Origin of the sequence: Pseudomonas abietaniphila (assembly GCF_900100795.1) — a bacterium.
In the GTDB taxonomy this organism is placed as follows: Bacteria; Pseudomonadota; Gammaproteobacteria; order Pseudomonadales; family Pseudomonadaceae; genus Aquipseudomonas; species Aquipseudomonas abietaniphila.
The window spans coordinates 45540-70142 of the sequence record NZ_FNCO01000012.1 but is presented as its reverse complement, the minus strand read 5'-3'; the positions used below and the strand labels follow the sequence as shown (position 1 = coordinate 70142).

The window sequence follows — 24603 nt, the reverse complement described above, 5'->3', positions numbered from 1 at the left end:
CGCCCTACATAATGTTCCCGCCTGATAGAGGAGAACGCCCCATGACCGTGATCAAGCAGGATGACCTGATTCAGAGCGTTGCCGACGCCCTGCAGTTCATCTCCTATTACCACCCCGTTGATTTCATCCAGGCCATGCATGAGGCCTACCTGCGCGAAGAGTCGCCTGCCGCGCGCGACTCCATGGCCCAGATTCTGATCAACTCGCGCATGTGCGCCACGGGGCACCGTCCGATCTGCCAGGACACCGGCATCGTGACCGTATTCGTACGCGTGGGCATGGACGTGCGCTGGGATGGCGCCACCATGAGCCTGGACGACATGATCAACGAGGGCGTGCGTCGCGCCTACAACCTGCCGGAAAACGTCCTGCGCGCCTCGATCCTCGCCGACCCGGCGGGCGCTCGTAAAAACACCAAGGACAACACCCCGGCGGTCATCCACTACTCCATCGTCCCGGGTAACACCGTGGAAGTGGACGTCGCGGCAAAAGGCGGCGGCTCGGAAAACAAATCGAAGATGGCGATGCTCAACCCGTCCGACTCGATCGTTGACTGGGTGCTGAAAACCGTTCCGACCATGGGCGCAGGCTGGTGCCCACCGGGCATGCTGGGTATCGGCATCGGCGGCACCGCTGAAAAAGCCGCCGTCATGGCCAAGGAAGTCCTGATGGAATCCATCGACATCCACGAGCTCAAGGCCCGCGGCCCGTCGAACCGTCTGGAAGAAATGCGCCTGGAGCTGTTCGAGAAGGTCAACCAGCTGGGCATCGGCGCTCAGGGCCTGGGCGGTCTGACCACCGTGCTCGACGTCAAGATCATGGATTACCCGACCCACGCCGCCTCGCTGCCGGTCTGCATGATCCCTAACTGCGCCGCGACCCGTCACGCGCACTTCGTGCTGGATGGTTCCGGCCCGGCCTCGCTGGAAGCGCCACCGCTGGACGCCTACCCGGAAATCGTCTGGGAAGCCGGCCCGTCGGCTCGCCGCGTCAACCTCGACACCCTGACCCCGGAAGACGTGCAGAGCTGGAAGCCGGGCGAAACCGTGCTGCTCAACGGCAAAATGCTCACCGGCCGCGACGCTGCGCACAAGCGCATGGTCGAAATGCTGAACAAGGGCGAAACCCTGCCGGTCGACCTGAAAGGTCGCTTCATCTATTACGTCGGTCCGGTCGATCCGGTCGGTGATGAAGTCGTCGGCCCTGCCGGCCCGACCACGGCCACGCGGATGGACAAGTTCACTCGCCAGATCCTCGAACAAACTGGCCTGTTGGGCATGATCGGCAAATCCGAGCGCGGCCCGACCGCTATCGAAGCGATCAAAGACAACAAAGCCGTTTACCTGATGGCTGTCGGCGGTGCTGCGTACCTCGTCGCCCAGGCGATCAAGAAATCGCAGGTCCTGGCATTCCCTGAACTGGGCATGGAAGCGATCTACGAGTTCGACGTCAAAGACATGCCAGTCACTGTCGCTGTCGACAGCAACGGCGAGTCGGTGCACATCACCGGTCCTGCGATCTGGCAGAAGAAGATCAGTGAAAGTCTGGCGGTGGAAGTGCAGTAAGCGCTTCGACGGTCATGAAAAGCCCGGCCAGCGCGCCGGGCTTTTTATTACCACGTGTCCTCAAGGAATCGGCCCTTGCCTAAAACCCGAGTCGGTTCTTTTTCCGCTTCCCGGCCTGCAAGCCATCGTCCAGCAAAGGCTGCCCGGCCGCCGCTCGTCTGGCGTTCACTTCCTCTGCGGTATCGTTCTCGTCTTCGCTGATGGTGTACCAGGTCTGATAGGTGGTGCGGCGCAGCCAGCCCTTGGCTGTCCAGGTTTCAGTCGGACGGCCCAGCGGGTCGTAGAACTGCTTGTCGTGGTGCCAGTGCTCACGCACAGAACCGTCGTCGACATATTCATGGGTGTCCGTGAAATAGGGGCGATACACGCGGACAGCCAAGCCCTTGTTGTTGTACTCGACGCGCTCGCTGACGCGCCATCGATCGTCGGCGTCGACCTCCACCAATGCACCATTGGTGTATTGCAGCTGCCCATTGACCACGTGGTAGGCCTTGCCGCTCTCGACTTTTTGCCGGGTCTGCAGCCCCCGCCCAAAACCATCGAGGGAGGTCAGCGTCATACGTTGCTGCCGTTCGGGGTCATCCGGGTAACGGTCCCACTGCAGGGTGATCCCGTGCACGGGGACGTTGTCGTTCGTCCAGCTAAAGGCATCGTAATAGTACGCCGTGGCGTAATCGGTCTCGACCGACGCCGTTATCGCCTCAGTTGGAGTGAGGGGCGACAATGTCGTGCCCTCCAGCGGAGCAAAGCCCACGTCCTCGCCGAGCTCTCTGCCATAAAAGCTGGTCATTCTGAGAACGCCGAAAGCGTCGTACAACGCCTCCTGAGTGTTCTGATTGGGATCGACAACGTGCGAGGGCAGCAGGTTGTAATAACTGAACCTCGCCGAGGTGGTACAACCGTCCGGCGCCGTGACCGCCGTGACCAACAGGCTATAGGGGTCGTAGGTGACGGTGCTCAGCCCATGGCTGGACGTGGGCTTGAAAGCGACGACGCGGTAGAAATCATCAGGCCCTGCATACGTATTGAACCCGCGCTTGACCGACCACAACACAACAGACGAATCCTCTGGCAGCACACAGGCCATGCGCGAATAGCCAACTTCCTCCAGCTTCTTGGCCAGCGCCTCTTCGCCTGATGGTCCCTGGTAGATCTTCAGTTTGTTGTAGGCGGTCAGCGCATGGGCATCCAGTTCAGCGATCTCTGTCGCATCCGCCAGCGCCTGGAACGTTGCCTGACCGTCGACGCAATCGACATAACGTTGCTTCGACAGCGACACCAGGGTTCGCGGCAATGACGCAAACCAGCCATCGGTTTTTTTAAAAGCCTCGTAGCCGAGATCTTCGGCAGTCACTTGCGAGGCCTCGTCCATCATCGCGTTGGTTCGCGTCAGATACGGCAACCCCAATCGCCAGCTTTGTGCTTCATCCAGGTGAATCGCCTCTGTTCTGCTTTCGCTCAGGTAATAGCGCTGCTGAGCCTCGTCATGGGACGCCCGCCACCAGGTCTGTTGATGCTCATCGGTAAACGGCGGGGCATCACCCGGCAGCTTGCGCCGTGCGTAGTTCACGTTAACCCCGTGGGTCAACACACCGTACTGATCCCAACTGAGATTGATCGCACGCTGGCACATCGGATCATCGGCCTGCCCTTCGTACTGGTAACTGATGGACTCCAGCGCCAATGGCTGCAGGCGGGCGTAGCGTTGATAAGGTCCGACCGCTTCAAGCTGGCGTACCAGATAGCGCGAAGACTGCACGGTATACGGCAATGGCGAAGGCTCGCCCCCCTCATAACCAAACACTTCTACGCGCAAGACCGCCCCCGCAAGCGCGCGCCCCATCTCCCGCAAATCTGCGGCGACAGGCGATTCAATGACCTGATCCTGGCCGTCGGCGTAGGAGGTCAACACATCGGGGCCCAGGACGACGGCCAGTTCGTCACTTTCGTTGAAACCGTAAGGGGCTTTGTGCGGATATCGTCCCGTGTGATACCAGGTTTTACTCAGGACGGGCGCCGTAAAGCCTTCGCTCACGTCGCTCGGCCTCACCTCACTGTCGTGTTGCAGGATAAGACCGAAGCCACGGAACGCCCTGTGAAGGCCATCGTAGTAGCCCTGACGGTACGAGAACGACTGCGTCAGCTGATTACCCGTCACCTCATCGAGCTGGGTTTGTCGGCTGACCAGATGCAACGAAAAGGGTACGCCGGACTCGACAGGCAGGCCCGCTGCCACTAACTCCTGCTTTTCATCCAGCCATTCCTGCGCCGAACTGCGGTACGTCACGCTGCCCGACGCGCCCATGCTGTTGTTCGTCCCCTGCAGGAGATACGGCTTGATCGGCGGACAGTCGAAACGCCAGTGCGCAGGCGTCATGTGGGGAATGGTCAACACGAGACTCGAGCACCCAAGGCCTTGCAGGTCGGCCATGCTGACCTGGCTGAAACGGTCGTAGTGAACACCGTCCGGCCACGGGATCTCGACGGGCTCTGCGAAGGCATTCCCCGACGTGTTCATGAACAACTTGAAGCCGTCAGGCTCCAGATAAACCATATCGACTGCGCCGGAACCGTCCATGTCAGCCAGACGAATACGCCCGGCGTCGAAGTCTTCGTAAGCGAAACCAAGCGTTGCGAACACCTGCCCCTTTCCAAAATACCCCCGGCCCATGTTCGGCCAGAACCGGATCTCGTTATGCCGAATGCGCACCAGATGCTGCTGACCGGAGCCCAGGATGTCGCAGAACGCCACGAGCTCCGACGGGCTGTCGCTGAGCAGCGGCAGAAAATCGTCAACGTCCTCGTGCTGGACATCGATGGCCGGCGCGAACCCTTTGGCACGTCGGCTGGCGTACAAACGCACACTGCGCGGACCAATCAGCGCAAGGTCTGAAAGCCCGTCACCGACCAGATCCGCCAACTGCCCCTGAGGATGAAAGAACTCGGCCGGAAAGGCCGAAAACGGCGCGAAACCGGACCATGTCCGGTCCGGCGCGAGGGTGAAGAACCCCGCCATTCCCGGTTGCGCGACGACCCAGTCGAGGCGCCCGTTACCCGTCATGTCGGCGAGGGACTGATGGACACCCGTTCGCGAGTCGATCGTCGGGATGCTGGGTACGAGGTGCCAGGGACCATAGGCCACGGCGTCTGCGTCCTCTGAATGGACATCACGTATCGGCTCGCGATACAGCCAGCCTTTGTCTTCTCGATACAGCACGCCCGCCAGTCCCTCGCCGTACAGATCCACCAACTGGTAATGTTGCTCATCATTCAGACCGGGCATGCTGTCGAATGCCGTGAAACCGCCGGCTTGGGCATCGAAATCCTGATAGGTGAACGACACCGGAGGGCGGCGCTCAATAGAGCGCGAGCCGTAGATGGACCAGCTCAGGTGCTGTACAGAAGTCAGCACCTTGTAGCGTTGTCGCAGGTCCTCGTAGTTGAGTTTGAGGGCGCTGATCAGCACCGGCGCTGGACCCAGTTCGTCAGGAAAGTAATGGAACATGATGACGTAATGGACGAAACGCAGGTTGCCCAACTCAAAACCGTAGGCGAATGAAGAATGATAATCGGCGCGCCCTTCCCACGAGTTCTCCCCCTCATAGGGAAGGCTGTCTCCCACGTCGCTGCGCTCGCCGTAGTCGAACAACAGGTCGAAATGCCATTGCAAGTCACCGATCTGCTCCGGCTGCCACAAATACAAATGCGAGTGCGCTGAAAAATTGCCATACCGCACGCGCCGCAGATAACACTGCGCCTCAAAGTTTCGCTTCTCGCCCGGATCAAACCCGGCTTGCAGGCCATCCAGATTTTCAGGCTTGTACTCATACAAAATGTGTTCACCCTGCGCATTCATGGTTTCTTCAAGCAACCACTCAGCCACCCGGTTCGAATCCGCAGTGTCGGTGCTGCGTGACCCGGTATTGCGCCCATACATCGCCAGCGTACCGTCGGCACCATGCACCAGCCAGAACCCTGGCAGATCGCCGCCATTGCGCCAATGCTCAATACGCTGAAACGCCCCCTCGATGCTGGCGAAGTAACGAATCACCTCATAAGTCTTATCCAGCTCCAGCCCGTTATAACGGCTGATATCCGTTTTCACGATCACCCCGTTGGTGTCGCGCTCCGGCAGCCACATTTCTCCGTCCGGGCCCAGAATCACGTCATCATCGTCGTACAGCGGCACCCCCTTTGTGGCCCGTCTGGCCACACAGCCCAGGTTCAGGTTCCAGCCGAGCCCGAACAGCCCGTTTCCCACTGAGCTTGTATAGTTAAGCGTCAAAGGCGGTGCATACCCGCGCCCGGCAGTGATGGGCAACGGGATCTCGAACGACGCCGCCCCCGTCGCGCCGACCGCTCCCCAGCCTTTGCCGATGCTCTGAATCGCCCCGCCGCCTTTGGGTAGCGACGGGGCGGCGATACCGACGGTTTGCTCTTGATCAGCCATGGCATTTGCTCCCTGCAAAATGCTGAATGATTCACTGGGGCTTTTGGGCACGCGCCTTGCTGATTCGGGCGGGTCGGGAACGCGTCGTCACGCTGCCGCCGCTTTTGGCGGTATAACGCACATGCACAATGATGTCGGTGATGGAATCGATCATCTCGCGTTGCAGCTCCGGGTTCGGGAACTCGAGCGTCCAGCGCGAAATAACCCCGGTGCCTTCGAAGGGCAGATAGCGTTCGTCATCGAAGTTGAAGACGAACAACCCGTCGTCATCAACGCCGGTGGACACCGCGATCTGCTGGCTGGCGCGCAGGTTTTCACGCGGCGGCACATCAGCACCGGGCGCGAGATGCACCGCGCTGTAGGTCTGAGTCAGAATCGCGCGGATGTCTTGATAAGGACCGACCGTGACAGGCAATGACACGCTGATGCGCTTGATTCGACGCAGGTAATGATTGGGATAATCATCGTCGAGCATCGCCTTGGTGAGTTCGAACTCGGCGATACCGTTCTCGTCGAGCCGCTCCAACACATTTGCCCATCCGGTGTTGAGGGTTGGGACGTCCTCGGTCGACACAGGCAGTTGTCTGACCGAGACCGTTTTGACGATCTCCAGCAAACGCTCGTTGCGCGTCAGGTAAGCGGTGTTCATCTTCAACAGATCAAGCTTCAGCGATTCTCCTGCAAGCAAACCACGGCGCGAGCCGCTCCATGCCGAAGGGCGAACGAAGCGCGTGCTGAAATCCGCACGCTCGAACTGCCAGGAGGCCTCCGCCGCCAGACACAGCGACATCGTCGCGTCGTAGGCCTGGTAATAGAAGCTCGACATCTGGCTGTTCAGCCATTCGTAGAGCTGGGACTGGGTGAAGCGTTTGCCGAGGAATTCGTAGTTGGCCTTTGCTTGTGCGCAGGCTGATTTAGCCATAGACAACTGCTTCGCTGTCAGCAACTCCTGCTCATCGTAAACCTTGAGCTGCGCGTCTATTTGCGCTGACTCCAGGCATGCCTGGTCATACGCGTGCTGCCATTCTTCCTCGCGACGACGGTAGGACTCCGAACGGTCCAGGATGTCGCCGATCATGGACGCTTCTTCGGAAGCCGCAGTCCCAAAGGTGGCCGCCATCTGCACGGGAACACGCAATGCCTTGAAATTGCCGGTTGAAAAACCAGCAATGAATTCTGAAACCTGAGTACATACAGCCAGCCCTTGGCTGATTGAGGAAACAGCCCCCATCACACGCGCGAAGGAATGGCTTGCAGACGCAGCCCGCTCGCCGACACTGACCCCCTCATCAACCAACTGGTAATAAAAAAGGGCTCGTTGGTCCGCTATTTTTTGGCTGGCCAGTAACGCTTTTCGACTTTCGGCTTCAAGCAGTTGTGTCTGCTCCTGCAACTCGATAGAGAACTGCGCTAACTCTAACGCCTGATGCTGCTGAATCTCCTGCAGTTCGCTCGCCTCTTTTCGCTCCAGAAGCGACAACAACGTGCTACCAAACTGAATCAACGTTTCGACCGCGGCAGTGGCATGGTTATACAGCGTCGCGAAACGGTAGTGCCCGACTTCCTGCCCCATCAAGGTGGCAAGGCCGCCACCGGTACCACCGTCGGCAAATGCCGCCAGCAACGCCCGAGGGTCAAGGGGGGCTGCAAACAAAGGTAGACTCATGGGTTTGCCATCCAGCGTCAGGTTGTGCCGCAAGTTATATAAACGCGACTCCACCGTATCCCAGTGTCTGACCAGCTCAGCGTTCATGGGCACGCGGAAATGAGGGTTGTCCACTTCTGCGGCCATTGGGTCAGCCGTGTACGTGCTCAACCGCAAGGGCTGCTGCTTGAAATGAAGCCTGGAAACACCGCCATTGGCTGCCGCACTGGCCTGACGGCGCTCATCCTGTTCATTGAGTTGCTCCGCAAAAGCGCGAAGCTCGGAATTATTTTCCGCGCTTAAGGCCATCAGGGTCAGGGGTGTCCAGTCATTGATCAGCAGCGTGTCCGGACGAGGCCCGAGCAAATCAAGCACGCGGACGTACCACAGCTTGGCTTCGGTCAAACTGTCAGGGGTCAATTGCCGATAGGCCGCGTCGCCACGATCGATCAGGTTTTTGATGTAGTAGCCATACGTGGCCTTTTTATAGATGAGCGGTTGGCTGCTGGCGATGCCGTCAGGATCGACAGGCATGCGCATGGCGTAGTCACGAACGGAGTCTTCCTCCAGGGGACGCACATTCCAGTAGTCGGGACGGCCTGTCGTATCTGACGTGCGCGCGGGTTCGAAAATGAAACCCAGCCATAAGTCGGAACCGTCGAATTGCCGCTCCAAGTTAAGCCGCTGAGCAACCATCAGTGGAAGATGGAAGAACAACTCCCAGAAATAAAGGCTGTTGGCGCCGTGGAAGTCCATCTTCGGGCTTGTTTCCCCAGGTAGAGGGGGTTCCGCAAGCTGTTGAGTGTCCCAAGACAATAATTTTTCAAGTGCGATATTGGCAGTATTCACCAGCTCTCTGGCGAAGAGCGTATTCATGCGAATGGGTTTACGGAGTTTTGTCGAACTTCCATCGCTGTATACAATGGTGGACCCCGAAAAATCGACGTACTCAGCAATGCCAAAGCTGCCATTCAGGGTTGATGCGATGCGTGGGGAAATGTATTGATCGGCTCTTGGTGCCGTGAGACCGATTTTTAATTCGACGCACTTCAATCCGGCCCCTAACACAGATTCTGACTGAACGCATTGTAGCCCGTACACTATATTAATAGCTCCGCTCACCGTAGAATAACCATCAGCGGGAACCCCAACACCAGCATCAAGATCTATATTTATAGTCCTAAACTCATTGGCTGCCACGTACCATAGTGGAAGCAATGCAATCGTCTCCTCTAACGTAGCATTTGAAATATTCTCCAGATCAGATGCGTACCCGAACCACCACCGTACCTTATTCATTAAAGAGCAATCACTGCTCATAAACGTCGGAGGAGGAAAAGCCCTACGGAAAGGCAATACAATTGGAAAATTTGTTAAAGACGCAAAATAGGCCAAATTAATACGGAAGTTTTTCAACGACAGATTGCCCGTGAGTTCAAAGGTTTCTTCCCCACTGGGCGACTTTAACAAGATGAGACCTTCAGTACCGAATCCGAACCCGTAAGGAACTTCCAGCGCAAGCGTGTTCACCAAAGATGAGCGCTCATCCAAAATTGACCACCCGTCCTCCAGATCATCCGTTAAAAATATTGAAAGCGTAAATTTTACCCAGACTATAAGTTCCACAATCACCACATCTACAATAAACTCTCCTGAAGAAACGCGTTGTTTCACCACGGGAGAGAATTTAAGACGACCACGATTTAAGTCAAAATCAAAACTGGCTGCCGTCAATTCAGCCAATGAGGATTTAAGCACACCATAGTCAAATCGATCATCGTTTGGTGTAGGGATATCGTTGAAAGAAACTATATTCCACGCCGGGTTAACTTGAAACTGCATCCTTCCCGCATTCGTAGCCGAAAAAATCTCCTTAACAGTACTCACAGGCCCCGCGTCATTCGCATCAAGAGCTTGAGACTGGAAGTTCTTATCAACAAGACAAATCCTCCAAAAACTATAACCACTACCTTGCTTATTTGCGTAGACAGCCAAGAACAACCCCTGCGGAGAATGTGAATTATCAAATACAGATATTGAATCCAGGTCATCCTTTAGTTCAGTAGCAAGTACCGTAACATCTATATACGCATGAGGAGCACTCCAACTATCATCATATTTTTTATAAGAAACGTGCATCGCCAGCCTGACCTTAGGCGTGGGCACCACTTCCCCGGCTGAACCTAATGCTTCCATGACATCCGTGCGATCTACCCAGGTTACAAATAGACGATTGTTAAAATAGACAGGTCGAATGGTGTGCTCCAACGTATGCGGAGTAATGCCGACATTCGCTTTTTTCCAGTCTGACCACGCCCCTGGATTAGGATAATCTGACTTTACACCGTCCACCACCGGGCGATCATTCATCACCACGCTGCGCCAGTAATACTGCTGTTCCGCCCTGGACTTACCGACAAAATAGTAAGTGCCCGTCGCAAAGTCATTGCTGTCAATATACCCATTGATCACAGAGAGGTTGGCGACCTCTTCAAAACTGGCAAGGTAGGCGTTGACCGCCTCCTGAACGGTATCAACCTCGATCTTGCTCTGATTAATATCCGTTTCGAGCTGCTGAAAATACCCGGACTTATGCAAACGCAACATCGGATCAATATAAAGCTCGGGGTAATACTGCAATTTTTGATTGGCCGCCCAGATGGGGTATTGGCTTCGCTGGTCACGCCATTCTGCAAGTTGATTGGCATTGAGCACCTGACTTGAGTAGCCAGGCTCCATCCCCATCAGGACGGCGTTTATGTATTGCTGAATACTGCTGATGGCCGACGCGACATAACTTGTTTCTACTAGCTGAGAGACCTGAACATCGAGGAGAAGATACTCGTAGAGATCATTGGCCGTTATGAGTCGGTTATCCAGCCCTAAGTCTACGATGGGCCCGTGATTGGGCACAACCTCGCTCAAGTAATAACTCACCAGCGCATCGCGAAAGGATTCATTGAGTTGACGTTCAATAAGACTGGACATAGTAATTGCTTCCGTGCTCGAAAATAAACTCCAGGCTCGACTGCCTTTCACTGAGCCCTTTGAAAAAGATTAATGATTTGCGGCCATCGCAGCTTCTGCGACCGCCTGCCAATCCGCTGAAAGACTGTCCTTGTTGAGCTGTGTAGACGCGAGCAATGAGGCGGCGGACAGTCCGCTTTCAGCGCAGGCCGCTTGAACCCTTCGAACCCAATCCACCTCTGCCATGGTTTCCGCCCCCGCTGGCACCACGGCAGATATCTCACTGGCGGGCCAGTTGATCAGCGGGGCGAGCATTTCGTTTCTGTCACCAGCCGGCGCTTCACCGGCAGCGACAAAATAGGCCATTAGCACATCCTCACCCAAACCGCTCTCACGTGCCCAGTGCACGTAACGATCAAGCAGATAATATGTTGCAAGATTGAGTTTTAATGGGCTGGATGCGGTGGTAAACAACCAAGCGGGATGAGCCATAAAAAGGCGCAACGCAGCAGCGGAAATACTTAGTTGCTGCAACATATCTGCGCAGCCCGCTACGCCACTCACCCGCCAAGCCAATACGAGCTCAATTCCAGTAAGCGGCAAAACGATTTCCGGCTGATCGATGGCGCCTACGACATAACCGCCCAATAATTCTTCTCCGCTCGTGTTATTGCTCGACAATCGGATCGCCAACTCGGCGTAGTCCATTGAAATACCTGAACAGGCCTGAAACAGCACCTCCAGTATCTTCAACTGTTCTGCACGCTTCTGGGTTAACAAGAGCGCCAGCTCATTGGTAACCTGCACCCAGGCCCCTTCCTGCGTCATTTCATTCAAAAACGTTATGTTCTGGACTTCCAGCGCGTTGATGACACCCACGAAATAGCCCATAGGATCATTAAACTTCTCGGAAGGCACAGTCACTACCACACCGCGGGCGGAGAGACAGTTAGGATGACAAACAATGCTTTCCCACCAATCCACCGGATCACCGGTATCATTGAATACGGCGGCTGGCAAACTCAGACCGATAACTTGTACTCGAGTGACCAGTACGTCATTCAGCTTTTTTCTTGCCTCGTTCAGTTGACCCAACAACGTTTGGCTCACTGGAGCACTGTCAGGCAGATCAATCATCTTCCGTAGAGCGGAAATGTTTGCACCCGTGTCGTTCATCCATGTAACGGCCCAATCCATCTGCATCAGGATATCAAGTATGTCTGGCGACACTTCGTCGCTCGACACATCACGTATAACCCCAGTGACAATGCGTTTCAGGCAGGCCTCTCCACCCAACAGAGTGATCAAGGACCGACTTTCTTTCACTGTCAAATGGAACATTCTTGCAATACGCACTTGCCGATACATCGAAGAAATGACGACTTGCCTACGAGATAGTTCTATTTCCACAGGTTCGTTTTCATTATCAGGAGGCCCCAACAATAAAGCTGTATCGTGCATCACCAAACCTATCTCGTCTTCTGTGTTCGCAATCTTAAGCCCGGCGCAGAGCTGTGCGATGGTTTTTTGCGACGCTGGGTCGTTATAGCTAAATGCGTCGCCGTCCAGAACCAAAGGCGTGTCAAACAATGCTGGACTGTTGAATATCTGGTCGAACATCGAAGGACGGTCACCGATACAAAACGCACTCAAAAAGTGAACGAATGCCGCAAACTCTTCTGGTTCAAGGGTATACCGGCCGCTTAGGTAGCGGTACACGCCCAGCGCACGTAATGTATTCCGGTTGAGTTCCCACGCCAGGTTACTTTCCCCCTCGGAGTGAATGACCGCCATGATCAGGGTGTCCAGTTCAGCAAATGATATTCCCGTCCATTTCTGCAATCGGATCATGCGCTGCAACCGGTCAAAGCGATTCAATGAAGTGTTCGTCAGGTATTGCAGGACCGTCCCATCGGGGCTGCTTTCGTGCTCGATCCCTATTGACGGATCGCTCATGGTGGTCCGGACAAAGGGACGCGAACCCACCTCCCAACCTCCAGTGCCATTGACATAACAGGCGCCGTAATTCATCGAATAGGGAAAGTCATGTACCCAGCGATTAGACTGCACGACGTTTTCCGAAAACCTGGGCCGATGTTCGTGTAGCGCGAGAAGCGCTGACAGCTGAGCTGCCGTCAAATCTGTACTTTTTAGAAAGGTAGAAACATTCACCAGCCCATTAGTAGTACAACTGTTGACGGTGACCCCATAGTGTTTATAAAAATAATCTCGCTGCTCATCAGTCAAAACACAATCGTTATCGGGTGAATCTTCGAGTGTGGAAATCGTAAAAGATTGGGAGGCAATGTGCTGTCTGCCCGCCACGCCATCAATAGGAGCTTCCGCCGTGAAAATCACGTAAAACGAAGCGCAGGCATTTTGTGGCGCACCCTGCGGGGTTGAAACGACCAAGGAGAGACAATCAGCAGCATATCGCAAGGAGTTAATATACTGGGGTGACGAAGCTACGTTATCGTGAGCGCTGTAGGCTATCGTAATATCAATAATTAGATTCCTCGCAGTGTCATTTACTGATATCTCGTTACTGCCCGTTGCGCCCGCCTGCAAACTACTGGCCTGAGGGTCAACATCGGCAACTCCGTCCTGATCCGGAACCACGAAACCTTTGTAATTCTTCTCGCAATGCCAAGGCACCAGTAAATGACAGGTCGAGGACCTCCAAGTGCTCTTCAAGTCGTCCTGGCACAAATAAAAGGTCGTAAACAAAGAAGGCGCCGTTAGCAACTGCTGCTGCTCACCACTCAACCCACTCAGCAATATCTGAGCATTGGAGGGAGCATTATCGGCACTGCTCCCATAGCTATTATCTGGATCGACCGTATCAATCCCATCGCGAAAATGCACCGGCAAAAACTGACTCGCCCGATAACTCAACTCCCCCAGCGTTGGCTGCTTCTTCCCGGACAATCCCAACATGATCTGCTGATGATGAAAGTCATACGGAAACGTAAACGGATGACGCTTGGTTTTGAGCAACTCATGAACTGGCGTGTCTTTGTCCGGGTGGCCTGCCGCGTCCAGGTACTCCTGGATTCCTTTACTCAACACCTCGGTCACGAGCTTCAGCATCGGCACCGGCGTGAACGTACTTTGCGCGTCCAGCATCAGGCTTGGGATATCGGGCCGGCGTACGGATAGCGGAATGGCATCTGAACCGCCTTGGTCCTCTATCTCGCGCAGGAGAAACGAATACAGGGAGTTGAGGTAGGCCACCGGGGAATCCACCGCCGCGATGGCCCCGACTTTGCAAAACTGGTCCCAGTTTTCCTTGAACAGATTGGGAAAGCTCGGCCCCACGTCCACGAGGGAGCGGATCCCGGTCCGCGCGGTGGCGATCTGTCGGCGATCGGATGAGACTTGGTGCTCACGCCACGAGCGCGCTATTTGCACTGCGTAACATTGAGCGTTGTCATACGCCAGATCGCCATCGGCGTCGGTGCGTTCAGCCAGTTTGCTGACGAAGGTGCTTTTGGACTCCCTGACGATGTCGAACACCGAGGTGTAACCGAGCTCGCCCATCGCCTCCACAAAACTGACCTTGGCGCTTTTGGGCGTTCGTTTGGTTTTCTTCACGCCCCCTGCGTCCGGGTCGCTGAGCAATTTCGCGATCAGCGATTTTTTATCTGTGTCGGCCATGACAATCCCTCTCCCTGGAACCCCGATTAACACGGGGTTGATTTCAGGCTAGGAGATTCGCAGACGCTCTATTAGAACGTCTCGCGATGAGGGTTAGCACGCGACGCGATATCGGGGCTCAGCCGGTGTCACACCAACCGAGGTCACACCCTATTTGCCGACCCAGGCGGTTTCTGGGCCTGCAGCGTTACCCCGCACCAGACTCAACGGCGGCGCGAAGGCCCGGTGCTGACTTAAATAACGCATGCAACTGACCCGCAGGAACGAGGCGAAGTTGATCACTTCGCCCCGGTAATCCATGACCTCTTCGTACAGCTTGCTGATCAGTTGGTTGGTGGTGATGCCGTCGTGACCTGCGATTTCGGCGAGGATGTCCCAGAACTGGTTTTCCAGGCGCAGGGTTGTGACGACGCCGCAGATGCGCAGTGAGCGCGAACGGGATTCGTACAGAATGGGGTCGGCTTTTACGTAAAGTTCGCACATGCGACGTCCCTCCGTTTTAGAGAATGATCTGCGTGCCGAGGACTTTGAGGAACGCTGCCAACCAGGCCGGATGCGCGGGCCATGCAGGACCGGTGACCAGTTTGCCGTCGGTGTGCGCTTCGTCCATGCCGATCTCGACGTACTCGCCGCCTGCCAACCGAACCTCGGGCGCACATGCGGGGTAGGCGCTCACCGATTTGCCCTTGAGCACGCCAGTTTCAGCCAACAGTTGCGGACCGTGGCAGACAGCGGCAATGGGCTTGTCATCGCGACCGAATTCGCGCACCAGCTCCAGCACCCTCTCATTGAGGCGCAAGTACTCAGGCGAGCGGCCACCGGGCACCAGCAACGCGTCGTAGTCCGAAGACTTCACGCTGTCGAAATCGAAATTCAGGCCGAAGTTATGACCGCGCTTTTCGCTGTAGGTCTGATCGCCCTCGAAATCGTGAATGGCCGTGCGAATCACATCGCCCTTCTTTTTGCCCGGGCAGACAGCATGCACGGTGTGCCCGACCATTTGCAGCGCCTGGAACGGCACCATCACTTCGTAGTCTTCGACGTAATCGCCGACCAGCATGAGAATTTTCTTGGCAGCCATTTTCGGTCCTCATCAATGAGTGATGCGTTGTGATGCCGATCAGTATCGGACCTGAATCGGCAACATGGGTAACAGCCTAGTACTACGGCCCACCGGTGATTCGCTGACCGGACATATGGGCAAGTGCCATACCGTTGATCAGTCATCCCGGCATCCATGATCGGAGCTCCTACGCTTAAGCAATGTAGCGACAAGGACGTCTGACATGAGCCTGCACACCCACACGCCCCGCTTGCTGGTGATCGACCCTCGGGCATTGTTGATCCGCGAGGTTGCTTATTGCCGCTCCGATCAAGATATCCCCGCAGAAGAACGCGTGACCCGACGCACCTGGGACGTGGCGGGTCGAGCCGTGGCTGATTGGGATCCGCGGTTGTGGGCCGAGGCGTCCGGTGCCAATACAACGGCAATCCCCTCACTCTCGGGACATACTCTGCTCACGGACAGCGTGGATGCGGGTTGGACGTTAAGTCTTACGAGCGCTGACCAGCACATTCAGGAGAGCTGGGACGGGCGAGGACATTTCAGCCTGACCGAGTGTGACGAGCTGCTGCGACGGGTTTCAATCACCGAAAAGACTTCGGATGCAGAGGCTGCTGTGGTTGAGCGACTGACTTACGGCGATGCTTCTTCGCCGTCCAACCAGTGTGGCCGACTGATTCGCCATGACGATCCGGCCGGCACGTGGCAAGCCTTGGCTTTTGGCCTGATAGGCGGGGTACTGATCGAAAACCGGCGCTTTGTGCAAGACACGCAAATTTCGCCAGACTGGCCGCTTGAACCCGCATCACGTGATCCGTTGCTGGAAGCTGGAGTGGGTCATACCACCACAACACTCTTCGATGCCACGGCGATGCCCATCAGCCGGATCGACGCAGCGGGAAACCGGCAGGTTCATCGCTATAACGTCGACGGCTCGCTTAAGGAAACCGCTATCGAGTTGGTGGGGAGCTCCACAGCTCAAACACTGGTCAGCGATATTCATTACAACCCGTTTGGTCAAGTCATCAGCGAGCAGTTGGGCAACGGTATTGCCACGGAAAACACCTACGAGCTGGAAACCGGGCGTCTGGTAAAGCTAAAGGCCCAGACAGCCAATGGCGCCGTTTTGCATAGCCTGACTTATGAATATGATCCGGAGGGCAATCTCGTCAGGCTCGAAGACCTATGGTCTCCCTCTTCTACCGCCAGAAACACAAAAGCTGATCCGGCCAATCTGTACCGCTACGACAGCCTGTACCAGTTGGTGGAGGCCACCGGTCGTGAGGTCAAAACCGGCTTCAGTCACGGGCCCGCTTTGCCCGACCAGCAGCCGCTGCTGCCCGATCCCAATCAACTGACAAACTACACCCAGACCTACACCTATGACGCGGGCGCCAATCTGTGTCAGATGCGGCATGTCGGCGATCACTCGTTTACCCGCACCATGCTGGTTGCTTCCAACAGCAACCGCAGCCTGCCGGAAGGCGAAACCGATACAGATCTCGAAAATGGCTTCGATGCCAATGGCAATCTTCAGGCGCTCGTGCGGGGACAAGCAATGATATGGAACCTGCACAATCAGTTGCGCCAGGTCACGGCGGTGCAACGTCCAGAGGGCGCGAATGACGACGAGGTGTACGTTTACGACGGCGACGGACAACGCTGCCGCAAGATTCGTCGGGCACAGACGAACGCTCGAACACTCAACGCTGAAGTGCGTTACCTGCCGGGCCTTGAGATTCGCAGCGAGCCTGATGGTGAGGTGTTGCATGTCGCCTCGGTTCAGGCCGGACGCAGCCGCGTCAGAATCCTGCATTGGGAGGCCGGCACACCCAACGGCATCGACAACGATCAAGTGCGTTACACCCTTCAGGACCACGTGGGATCCAGCGCACTGGAACTGGATCATCAAGGCGGGCTGATCAGCCAGGAGGGTTATTACCCGTTCGGTGGCACGGCGTGGTGGGCAGCGCGCAGTGCGGTGGAAGCGAAGTACAAGACGGTGCGCTATTCAGGCAAGGAACGTGACGCCTCGGGGCTTTACTACTACGGGTTCAGGTATTACGCCCCTTGGTTGATGCGCTGGATCAACCCTGACCCGGACAGGAATGTCGATGGGCCGAACCTGTATCGCATGGTCCGAAATAATCCGTTGTCCCTGACCGACCATGACGGACGGTTACCCACCCCTCTCGACCCGGTTGTCGATGACGGACGCAATACGCAGCCGAAGCTGACAGCTCCTCCCCAAAAAAGTCAGGAGATCTTTTCTTACGTCGTGGAGGATCTGGAGCGGACGTTGGCCACGACCGAAGAAGGGGCTGAAGAACGAAACAGACTGATCACCGAAAACTTCACGCACAGGATTGTTTTGAAGTCGAGGATCAAGACCGATCCAAAACTCTCGACGCTGGAAAAGCCGAGCAAATACTGGAACAGATTCGAAAAGCATGAATGGACGTTCATGCACAATTTCAAATTCTCGGACTCAGGAAAAATATTTGCCAACGATGTAGCCCGCCATCAGTACAAGGCTGTGGCCAAGGCCAATCAATTTTTCGGGCACCTGCCTTCCACCATACGACGATTCAAGGTCGTCAACGAGACCACACTCAGCAAAACCGAGGGGCTGGAGGACGAGTCAGCGGAAATGCTGGAGGTGTTTTTTTCTCAAACCCCTAACGGCAAAACCACACAGCGCATTCTTGATGACTTCGATTTGAAAGCGACGTCCGTTCGGCGAGAACCCAACGCAGGTAAAATCGACTTTGTCATCAGCGTCGAACCCAAGGGACCCTATACCCGAGTCACTGCAGCTGACCCAGACACCACGGCAGCCAGCACGTCCGCAAGGCCGGCCACTGGGTTTTTCAGACGCCATCTTCAGAAAACCAAGGCAGTCGCCTGAATCTAAAAGGGGCTACCCCCGCCGATCCAGCGCATTGACCACCAGCCGATCCACCCACCCCCACAGGCGCTGTTTGACACGGCGCCACAGGGGGCGGGATTTCCAGTCCGCCAGACTCACTTCGCTGCTGACCAGAAAGTCCCGCTCGAAGCTCTTCTGCACGGCCAGGCTCAGCCCGGGATCAATGGCCTCAAGATTGGCTTCCAGATTGAAGCGCAGGTTCCAGTGGTCGAAGTTGCAGGAGCCGAGGCTCACCCAATCGTCCACCAGCACCATTTTCAGGTGCAGGAAACACGGTTGGTATTCGAAGATCTTGACCCCGGCTTTGAGCAGACGCGGATAATACCGATGGCCGGCGTAGCGCACGGACGGGTGATCGGTGCGCGGGCCGGTGAGCAGCAGACGTACGTCGACACCCCGGGACGCCGCACGGCGCAGCGCGCGGCGGACTTTCCAGGTTGGCAGGAAGTACGGCGTCGCCAGCCAGATGCGCGTTCTGCTGGTGTTCAGGGAGCGAATCAGTGACTGCAGGATGTCGCGGTGCTGGCGTGAGTCGGCATAAGCCACGCGCCCCAAGCCACTGCCGCTGACCGGCGCTTTCGGCAAACGCGGCAACCCGAAGTTTTCCGCAGGTCGCCACGCCCGGCGTCGGGGATTGGCGTGGAACTGGCGGTCGAACAGCGCTTGCCAGTCGAGCACCAGCGGGCCGCGAATCTCGACCATCACTTCGTGCCATTCGCTGGCGTCCTGATCCGGCCGCCAGAACTCGTCTGTCACGCCCGTGCCGCCCACCACCGCCAGCGCCTTGTCGACCAGCAACAACTTGCGATGATCGCGGTAGAAATTGCGTATGCCCCGACGCCAGTGCACGCGGTTGTAAAACCGCAGAATCACGCCCGCCTCGGTCAAACGCGTGCGCAGGCTCAAGGTAAAGGCTAGAGAACCGAAGTCGTCGAACAGGCAACGCACCATCACGCCACGCTGTGCGGCATTGACCAGCGCCTGCACCACCGCCTCGGCACACACGCCCGCTTCCACCAGATACAACTCGAGTTCAACGTGCTGCTGCGCGCCGTCGATGGCGGCAATCATGCGCGGGAAAAACGCAGGGCCGTCGATCATCAGGTTGAACTGGTTGTCGTCACGCCACGGAAAAATCGCGCCTCTCATGATCAGCGCGCCGAAAAGATCAAGACAGCACCCACCGGCACCGAAAACCCGATGGCCGACAGATCAGCCACTTTGCGCAGCCCTTCCAGGCCCGACAGCAATCCAAAATCCTCGGCGTGCAACACCAGCGGCTCCAGCGTCACGACCTGGAAACGTCGGTCATCGAGTCGTGTCGCCAGCAGTTCGGCGTTGTAGCTTTGCGACTGGCCGTGTATCTGCACCTTCAACGGCAGCCGTAACTCCAACTGCGCGCCAGGCGCCAGCGCATTGATCGGACGCATGTCCAGCTGCGCCGTGATGCGGGCTTGCGGGAATTGCTTGATGTCGAACAGCTGCCTGCGCAAGCGCTCGTCGCGCAACGGAATGCCGGTGCTCACCGAATCCAGCTCGACTTCCAGCTCGGCGACGCCTTTGGGGTCGACCTTGCCGTGCAGGTTGAGGAAGCGGTGGACTTCGGAGATGTCGGCGTTCTTCGTGGAAATGAACGACAGCCGCGAGGACTCGTTATCCAGATACCAGTTCGCCTGAGCAGGCAGCGCCCACACGGCGAGCGAGGCCAGCAGCAGGCGGGTGAAAGTGGGCATGAGAACTCCAGCGGCGCGATTGAGGCAACCTTATCCGCCTGTCAGACCGCAAGCAAATGGCGACGTTCGCCCTCACGGCTCGGCTGGCAACAATCGACAGCCCTGGCGCTGGCCTTGCCATTGCGCGCTGCTTTCACGGCCCATCCCTGTAGCGGTGATTCGCTTGTCGGCCAGGCTTTCCGTCAATGTGCTTGGCAGCCACTGCTTCACGTAGGCCTGACAGTCGTCCACCGGGTTGTTCATCACGTAACGGCAGGAACAATATTCCTTGGCGGTGTAAGCACTGATGATGCTCGGAAACGCCTGCAACGGGACACGCCAGGTCCAGACCACGGCGAGCAGAAACACCACCATCAGCATCGCCACCGTGCTGAACGGGCGGCGTCGAATGAACCCCTTCCTGGCCGTCATTGCACACGCTCCACGGCCACGGCTTTCAACGCCCGCTTGAGCAACTGGTTGTGATCGTAGGTCCCGTCCCGGTCATCGGCGTAACGCACGATCACCAGGCCCGCGCTCGGGATCACATACAACGCCTGTCCCCAATGCCCCAGGGCCGCGAAGGTGTCGGGCGGCGCGTCAGGCCAGGGGCCGGGCGTGTTGTTCGCCGCCCGGTTGAGCCACCACTGTCCTCCCGGCGCTTCGGTGGTGGGCGTTTGGGAACTGAACGGGGTGAGGTTGAAATCGACCCAGCCCTGCGCCAGCAACGGGCGATCCTGCCAACGGCCACCATGCTGCATGAGCAAACCGATACGGGCCAGATCCCGGGCGGTCATGTAGGCGTAAGACGAGCCGACAAAGGTGCCAGTACCATCGGTTTCCCAGACCGCGCTCTTGATGCCCAGCGGGTCGAACAACGCGGTCCACGGGTAATCGGCGTAGGCCGTGTCGCCCACCATGCCTCGAAGCGCAGCGGCCAATACCGTGCTGTCGCCACTGGAATAGCGATACGCCGTGCCGGGCGCGCTCGCCACGTGGTGCTCGGCGGTGAAGCGCGCCATGTCGCCACGGCCTCGGGTGTAGAGCATGGCGACGACCGAGGAGTTGAGCGGCGCGTATTCGTAATCCTCTTGCCAATCCAGGCCCGACGCCCAGTGCAGCAGGTCCTGAATCCTGATATCGGGATGTGCTTTGAACGGTGGGTAATAGCGTGCAACGGGGTCATCCAGCTTGAACCGCCCTTGTGTAAAGGCCACGCCCAGCACGGTTGCGAGAATGCTTTTACTGATCGACCAGGTGAGGTGCGGCGTCTCGGCACGGGTCACGCCGGCGTAGCGTTCGTAGACCACTTCGCCGTTGTGGACGATCAACAGCGCGTCGGTGCGAATACCTTTGCGAGTCTGCTCGTCGCGTGGTGGGAAGGCGTAGGTGTCGAGGTCCTTTAGGGCTGCACTTGAAGCGAGTGGCCGAGCGGACCATTGCGCGTCAGGCCAGGTTTCGGCGACCGCCGAACAAGTCATCGAAAAGAGGATTAGCGTTAACCATAAACGACTCATGAACGGACCTCATGCGCGGATACCGGCAATCCTGGCACGCAATGATGACAGCACGGGGAAACCCTCTTTGAGGTCGTTCAAACGCAGCACAAAATCAGCCGGACGAAAATCTTCTGTGGGAGCGAATTCATTCGCGATTGGCCAGCAGGGTCAAAGCAGCTCTGTTGGCTGGACGACTTTTCGCGAATGAATTCGCTCCCACAGGGGTTCGGCACCGAAGCAAAAATCGCCACGCATTCATCGCATCCCCAGCGTCTCCCACCTTCCGCCCCGCCTGTCACGCAACCATCACCAAAGCTTAATGGTGGTGACATCGGCCCTCCCTAGCCTGCATTCGTACAGCAATGCTTCGAATCATTCAGTCGACCGGCCTGGACCAAGGCTGGCCCACGGAGACGCCCTATGACTCAGATCGCCAGTATTCGAGACACCAGCGTAGACCGCCGCCTGCAGGCCGAGCGCCTGATCGGTCCTCAAGCCCTGCAAGAAGCACAGGCTTTGCGTTTCAGCGTGTTCAGCGGCGAATTCAACGCCAAACTCAAAGGTGCCGAGCTGGGTCTGGACATCGACGATTACGACGTTCACTGCATGCACATCGGCGTACGTGACCTCAACAGCGGTCGACTGGTCGCCACCACTCGCCTGCTGGACCACAAGGCCGCCAACACCCTGGGCCGTTTCTACAGCGAAGAAGAATTCAGCCTTCATGGCCTGGGCCATTTGCAGGGTCCGATCCTGGAGTTGGGCCGTACCTGCGTCGACCCGGCGTATCGCAACGGCGGGACCATTGCCGTGCTGTGGAGCGAGCTGGCCGAAGTGCTTAACGAAGGCGGTTACAGCTACCTGATGGGCTGCGCGAGCATCCCGATGCAGGACGGCGGCATTCAGGCCCACGCCATCATGCAGCGTCTGCGTGAACGCTACCTGAGCACCGAACACCTGCGCGCCGAGCCGAAGAACCCGCTGCCAACCCTCGACATTCCAAACAACGTAATCTGCGAAATGCCACCGCTGCTCAAGGCCTACATGCGCCTGGGCGCCAAGATCTGTGGCGAGCCGTGCTGGGATGAAGATTTCCAGGTCGCCGACGTGTTCATCCTGCTCAAGCGCGACGAGCTGTGCCCGCGCTACGCCCGTCACTTCAAGGCAGCGGTGTGATGAGCTCGCTGCGCAGTCATGCGCGCGTCATCCGTGTGCTGTGGGTTATCGGCCTCGGCCTGACCATTGCCGGCACGTTCGCCCTGATGGAACGTCTGCGCGTCGGCAACTCCATGGCCCGCCGTCAGCGCTGGACAAGCTGGTTCATGGCACGCCTGACGGCCGCGCTGCCGTTCCGCGTCACGGTCAGCGGCACATTGCCGGCTCAGCCCGCCTTGTGGGTCAGCAACCATGTGTCATGGACCGACATTCCCTTGCTGGGCATGCTCGCCCCGCTTTCGTTTCTGTCCAAGGCTGAAGTGCGCACCTGGCCGGTGGCCGGCTGGCTGGCGCTGAAGGCCGGCACACTGTTCATTCGCCGCGGTTCGGGCGACAGCAAGCTGATTCAAAAGCAAATGGGCCAGCACCTGCTGGGCAATCATTCGCTGGTAATTTTCCCTGAAGGCACCACCACGGACGGCACCCGTTTGCGCACCTTCCACGGTCGCCTGCTGTCCAGCGCCATTGAAACCGGAACCCCTGTGCTACCGGTTGCCATCCGGTATGTGCGCGACGGCAAGCCAGATCACATCGCGCCATTCATTGGCGATGACGATCTGCTTTCACACCTGCGCCGCCTGTTCGCCAACGAGGTGAGCAACGTGCACATTCAGTTGCTGGAGCCGATTGCGTCCCATGGCAAAGAGCGCGCGGCACTGGCGTTCGAAGCACAGACCGCTGTCCAGACTGCGTTGTTTGGGGAGGTGGCTCAGCCTGCCGAGCTACGACCGTCAACCGCCAGGGCGGCCTGAGCGAACGCCTGAAGTTGCGGATAGAACTCGCTGAAATCCTCGCTTAACGGCCCATAAAGCGCCTGCAGTTCCTGCATGGCGCCGGCCAGTCCCTCGGGGCGTGACAAGCGTCGGGCAATCCCGGCCAACGCATCGCCTACCACTTCGAAATCCCGATACGACCCCAGCCAGTCATGCGCCGCCATGCGCGGCGCGATCATAGCCAGGCGCTCGGGCAGTTCAGGCTCGTTCGCCAGCACGCGATACACCTTGCCGGTGAATGCATCCAGCGGCACGTCCGAATACTGCGACCAATCCCGCGCCAGACAGTGATCGAAGAACACGTCCAGCACGATGCCGACATAGCGCCGACGCTCGGCCGGAAAGCGCCCCATCGCCCGTTTGGTCACGGGGTGGGCGTCGGTGAACGCATCGATGCGCCGATGCAGACGGATCGCCTGCTCGATGTCCAGGGGAAAGCGACCCGGCAGCAAGCCTTTGACGAAATCGCCATACAAGCTGCCAAGCAATTGGGAAGGCGTCTGACCGCCCAGATGGAGGTGTGCGAGGTAATTCATGACAACCGTTGCCCGTGTGCAGGTCGCCGCAATGTAGCAGACACCGAGCAAGCCTGTGGGCGCACGCTGGTCCGCGATGGCAGCTTGTCGGGTATTTTTTCATCGACTGTTCTACCGCGATCGCGGGCAAGCGCGCTCCTACAATGAGGCGCCGCGCTTGTATCGTTATAACCCGATATACCCATTCGCTCCATGCTTAGAACCCCTTCATATTTGTATATCGCGATGCACCAATATAAAGTTCGCTCCATCGCGATATAACGCTACACGCAGATTGAGAACGACATGCCTATCGACCTCGACGAAATAATAAAAGCGCTGGCTCACCCGGTTCGCCGTCAGATTCTGGTCTGGCTCAAGGACCCTCACACCTGTTTCCCCGATCAGGAGCACTCGCTTGAAAACGGCGTGTGTGCCGGTCAGATCGACCAACGTGCGGGCCTGTCGCAATCGACTGTTTCGGCCCACCTGGCCACCTTGCAACGTGCTGGCCTGATCAGCAGCAGGAAGTACGGCCAGTGGCATTTTTTCAAACGCAACGAAGACGCCATTCAGGCGTTTTTGCAGGAGCTGGCCCAGCAACTTTGAGCGG

The 24603-nt window shown here is 57.4% G+C and carries 15 protein-coding genes; 5 read left to right on the top strand and 10 right to left on the bottom strand.

Annotated elements, in window-relative coordinates; all coding sequences use genetic code 11:
- Positions 1–41: 41 nt before the first annotated feature.
- Positions 42–1565 carry a fumarate hydratase gene (locus tag BLS87_RS21780; RefSeq protein WP_074755518.1) on the top strand — a complete coding sequence of 508 codons (1524 nt, stop codon included), beginning with the start codon at positions 42–44 and terminating at the stop codon, positions 1563–1565.
- 79 nt (positions 1566–1644) lie between these two features.
- Here the strand turns inward: BLS87_RS21780 and BLS87_RS21775 are convergent, their stop codons facing one another.
- From BLS87_RS21775 to BLS87_RS21755, 5 genes are all read right to left on the bottom strand, one after another.
- Positions 1645–6015, bottom strand: coding sequence for a SpvB/TcaC N-terminal domain-containing protein (locus BLS87_RS21775; protein WP_074755516.1), 4371 nt, complete (start codon positions 6013–6015; stop codon positions 1645–1647).
- Positions 6016–6046: 31 nt separating this feature from the next.
- On the bottom strand, positions 6047–10648 hold the full coding sequence (locus tag BLS87_RS33840; RefSeq protein WP_143024448.1) for a Tc toxin subunit A-related protein: 4602 nt from the start codon (positions 10646–10648) through the stop codon (positions 6047–6049).
- 69 nt (positions 10649–10717) lie between these two features.
- Positions 10718–14284, bottom strand: a complete 3567-nt coding sequence (locus tag BLS87_RS21765) for a Tc toxin subunit A (protein WP_074755512.1) — start codon at positions 14282–14284, stop codon at positions 10718–10720.
- Between the two features lie 150 nt (positions 14285–14434).
- On the bottom strand, positions 14435–14767 hold the full coding sequence (locus tag BLS87_RS21760) for a ribbon-helix-helix domain-containing protein (protein ID WP_074755510.1): 333 nt from the start codon (positions 14765–14767) through the stop codon (positions 14435–14437).
- Positions 14768–14783: 16 nt separating this feature from the next.
- Positions 14784–15365, bottom strand: coding sequence for a DJ-1/PfpI family protein (locus tag BLS87_RS21755; protein ID WP_074755508.1), 582 nt, complete (start codon positions 15363–15365; stop codon positions 14784–14786).
- A gap of 205 nt (positions 15366–15570) precedes the next feature.
- On the opposite strand from BLS87_RS21755, the gene BLS87_RS21750 reads away from it, so the two are divergent.
- Positions 15571–18255 carry an RHS repeat-associated core domain-containing protein gene (locus BLS87_RS21750; RefSeq protein ID WP_074755506.1) on the top strand — a complete coding sequence of 895 codons (2685 nt, stop codon included), beginning with the start codon at positions 15571–15573 and terminating at the stop codon, positions 18253–18255.
- Positions 18256–18267: 12 nt separating this feature from the next.
- Here BLS87_RS21750 and BLS87_RS21745 read toward each other — a convergent pair whose 3' ends face one another.
- The 4 genes from BLS87_RS21745 to BLS87_RS21730 all read right to left on the bottom strand — a co-directional run bounded on the left by BLS87_RS21745 (position 18268) and on the right by BLS87_RS21730 (position 21505).
- Positions 18268–19425, bottom strand: coding sequence for a phospholipase D-like domain-containing protein (locus BLS87_RS21745; protein WP_074755504.1), 1158 nt, complete (start codon positions 19423–19425; stop codon positions 18268–18270).
- Between the two features lie 2 nt (positions 19426–19427).
- Positions 19428–20009 (bottom strand): YceI family protein, encoded by a 582-nt coding sequence (locus BLS87_RS21740; RefSeq protein ID WP_074755502.1) that lies wholly within the window; start codon positions 20007–20009, stop codon positions 19428–19430.
- 72 nt (positions 20010–20081) lie between these two features.
- Positions 20082–20420 (bottom strand): amidase, encoded by a 339-nt coding sequence (locus BLS87_RS21735; protein ID WP_074755500.1) that lies wholly within the window; start codon positions 20418–20420, stop codon positions 20082–20084.
- Positions 20417–21505: a serine hydrolase domain-containing protein gene (locus BLS87_RS21730; RefSeq protein ID WP_074755498.1), complete on the bottom strand. Its 1089-nt coding sequence runs from the start codon at positions 21503–21505 to the stop codon at positions 20417–20419. The genes BLS87_RS21735 and BLS87_RS21730 overlap by 4 nt, the downstream gene beginning before the upstream one ends.
- Before the next feature lie 402 nt (positions 21506–21907).
- Between BLS87_RS21730 and olsB the strand changes: the two genes are divergently transcribed.
- Both olsB and BLS87_RS21720 read left to right on the top strand, forming a co-directional pair.
- On the top strand, positions 21908–22663 hold the full coding sequence (gene olsB / locus BLS87_RS21725; RefSeq protein WP_074755496.1) for an L-ornithine N(alpha)-acyltransferase: 756 nt from the start codon (positions 21908–21910) through the stop codon (positions 22661–22663).
- Positions 22663–23454, top strand: a complete 792-nt coding sequence (locus BLS87_RS21720; protein ID WP_074755494.1) for a lysophospholipid acyltransferase family protein — start codon at positions 22663–22665, stop codon at positions 23452–23454. Before olsB ends, BLS87_RS21720 begins: the two co-directional genes overlap by 1 nt.
- On the opposite strand, the gene BLS87_RS21715 is transcribed toward BLS87_RS21720, so the two are convergent.
- Positions 23412–24011, bottom strand: coding sequence for an acyl carrier protein phosphodiesterase (locus tag BLS87_RS21715; RefSeq protein ID WP_074755492.1), 600 nt, complete (start codon positions 24009–24011; stop codon positions 23412–23414). The two genes, BLS87_RS21720 and BLS87_RS21715, sit on opposite strands and share 43 nt — an antisense overlap.
- Positions 24012–24296: 285 nt before the next feature.
- Between BLS87_RS21715 and BLS87_RS21710 the strand changes: the two genes are divergently transcribed.
- The gene (locus BLS87_RS21710; RefSeq protein WP_074755490.1) at positions 24297–24599 is read left to right on the top strand and encodes an ArsR/SmtB family transcription factor; all 303 of its coding nucleotides are present in this window, start codon (positions 24297–24299) and stop codon (positions 24597–24599) included.
- The last annotated feature ends 4 nt before the right edge of the window (positions 24600–24603 follow it).

What these genes read in the sequence shown, in the direction of transcription:
- BLS87_RS21780 (WP_074755518.1), top strand. Translation starts at nt 42, where the DNA reads ATGACCGTGATCAAGCAGGATGACCTGATTCAGAGCGTTGCCGACGCC.
- BLS87_RS21775 (WP_074755516.1), bottom strand. Translation starts at nt 6,015, where the DNA reads ATGGCTGATCAAGAGCAAACCGTCGGTATCGCCGCCCCGTCGCTACCC.
- BLS87_RS33840 (WP_143024448.1), bottom strand. Translation starts at nt 10,648, where the DNA reads ATGTCCAGTCTTATTGAACGTCAACTCAATGAATCCTTTCGCGATGCG.
- BLS87_RS21765 (WP_074755512.1), bottom strand. Translation starts at nt 14,284, where the DNA reads ATGGCCGACACAGATAAAAAATCGCTGATCGCGAAATTGCTCAGCGAC.
- BLS87_RS21760 (WP_074755510.1), bottom strand. Translation starts at nt 14,767, where the DNA reads ATGTGCGAACTTTACGTAAAAGCCGACCCCATTCTGTACGAATCCCGT.
- BLS87_RS21755 (WP_074755508.1), bottom strand. Translation starts at nt 15,365, where the DNA reads ATGGCTGCCAAGAAAATTCTCATGCTGGTCGGCGATTACGTCGAAGAC.
- BLS87_RS21750 (WP_074755506.1), top strand. Translation starts at nt 15,571, where the DNA reads ATGAGCCTGCACACCCACACGCCCCGCTTGCTGGTGATCGACCCTCGG.
- BLS87_RS21745 (WP_074755504.1), bottom strand. Translation starts at nt 19,425, where the DNA reads ATGAGAGGCGCGATTTTTCCGTGGCGTGACGACAACCAGTTCAACCTG.
- BLS87_RS21740 (WP_074755502.1), bottom strand. Translation starts at nt 20,009, where the DNA reads ATGCCCACTTTCACCCGCCTGCTGCTGGCCTCGCTCGCCGTGTGGGCG.
- BLS87_RS21735 (WP_074755500.1), bottom strand. Translation starts at nt 20,420, where the DNA reads ATGACGGCCAGGAAGGGGTTCATTCGACGCCGCCCGTTCAGCACGGTG.
- BLS87_RS21730 (WP_074755498.1), bottom strand. Translation starts at nt 21,505, where the DNA reads ATGAGTCGTTTATGGTTAACGCTAATCCTCTTTTCGATGACTTGTTCG.
- olsB (WP_074755496.1), top strand. Translation starts at nt 21,908, where the DNA reads ATGACTCAGATCGCCAGTATTCGAGACACCAGCGTAGACCGCCGCCTG.
- BLS87_RS21720 (WP_074755494.1), top strand. Translation starts at nt 22,663, where the DNA reads ATGAGCTCGCTGCGCAGTCATGCGCGCGTCATCCGTGTGCTGTGGGTT.
- BLS87_RS21715 (WP_074755492.1), bottom strand. Translation starts at nt 24,011, where the DNA reads ATGAATTACCTCGCACACCTCCATCTGGGCGGTCAGACGCCTTCCCAA.
- BLS87_RS21710 (WP_074755490.1), top strand. Translation starts at nt 24,297, where the DNA reads ATGCCTATCGACCTCGACGAAATAATAAAAGCGCTGGCTCACCCGGTT.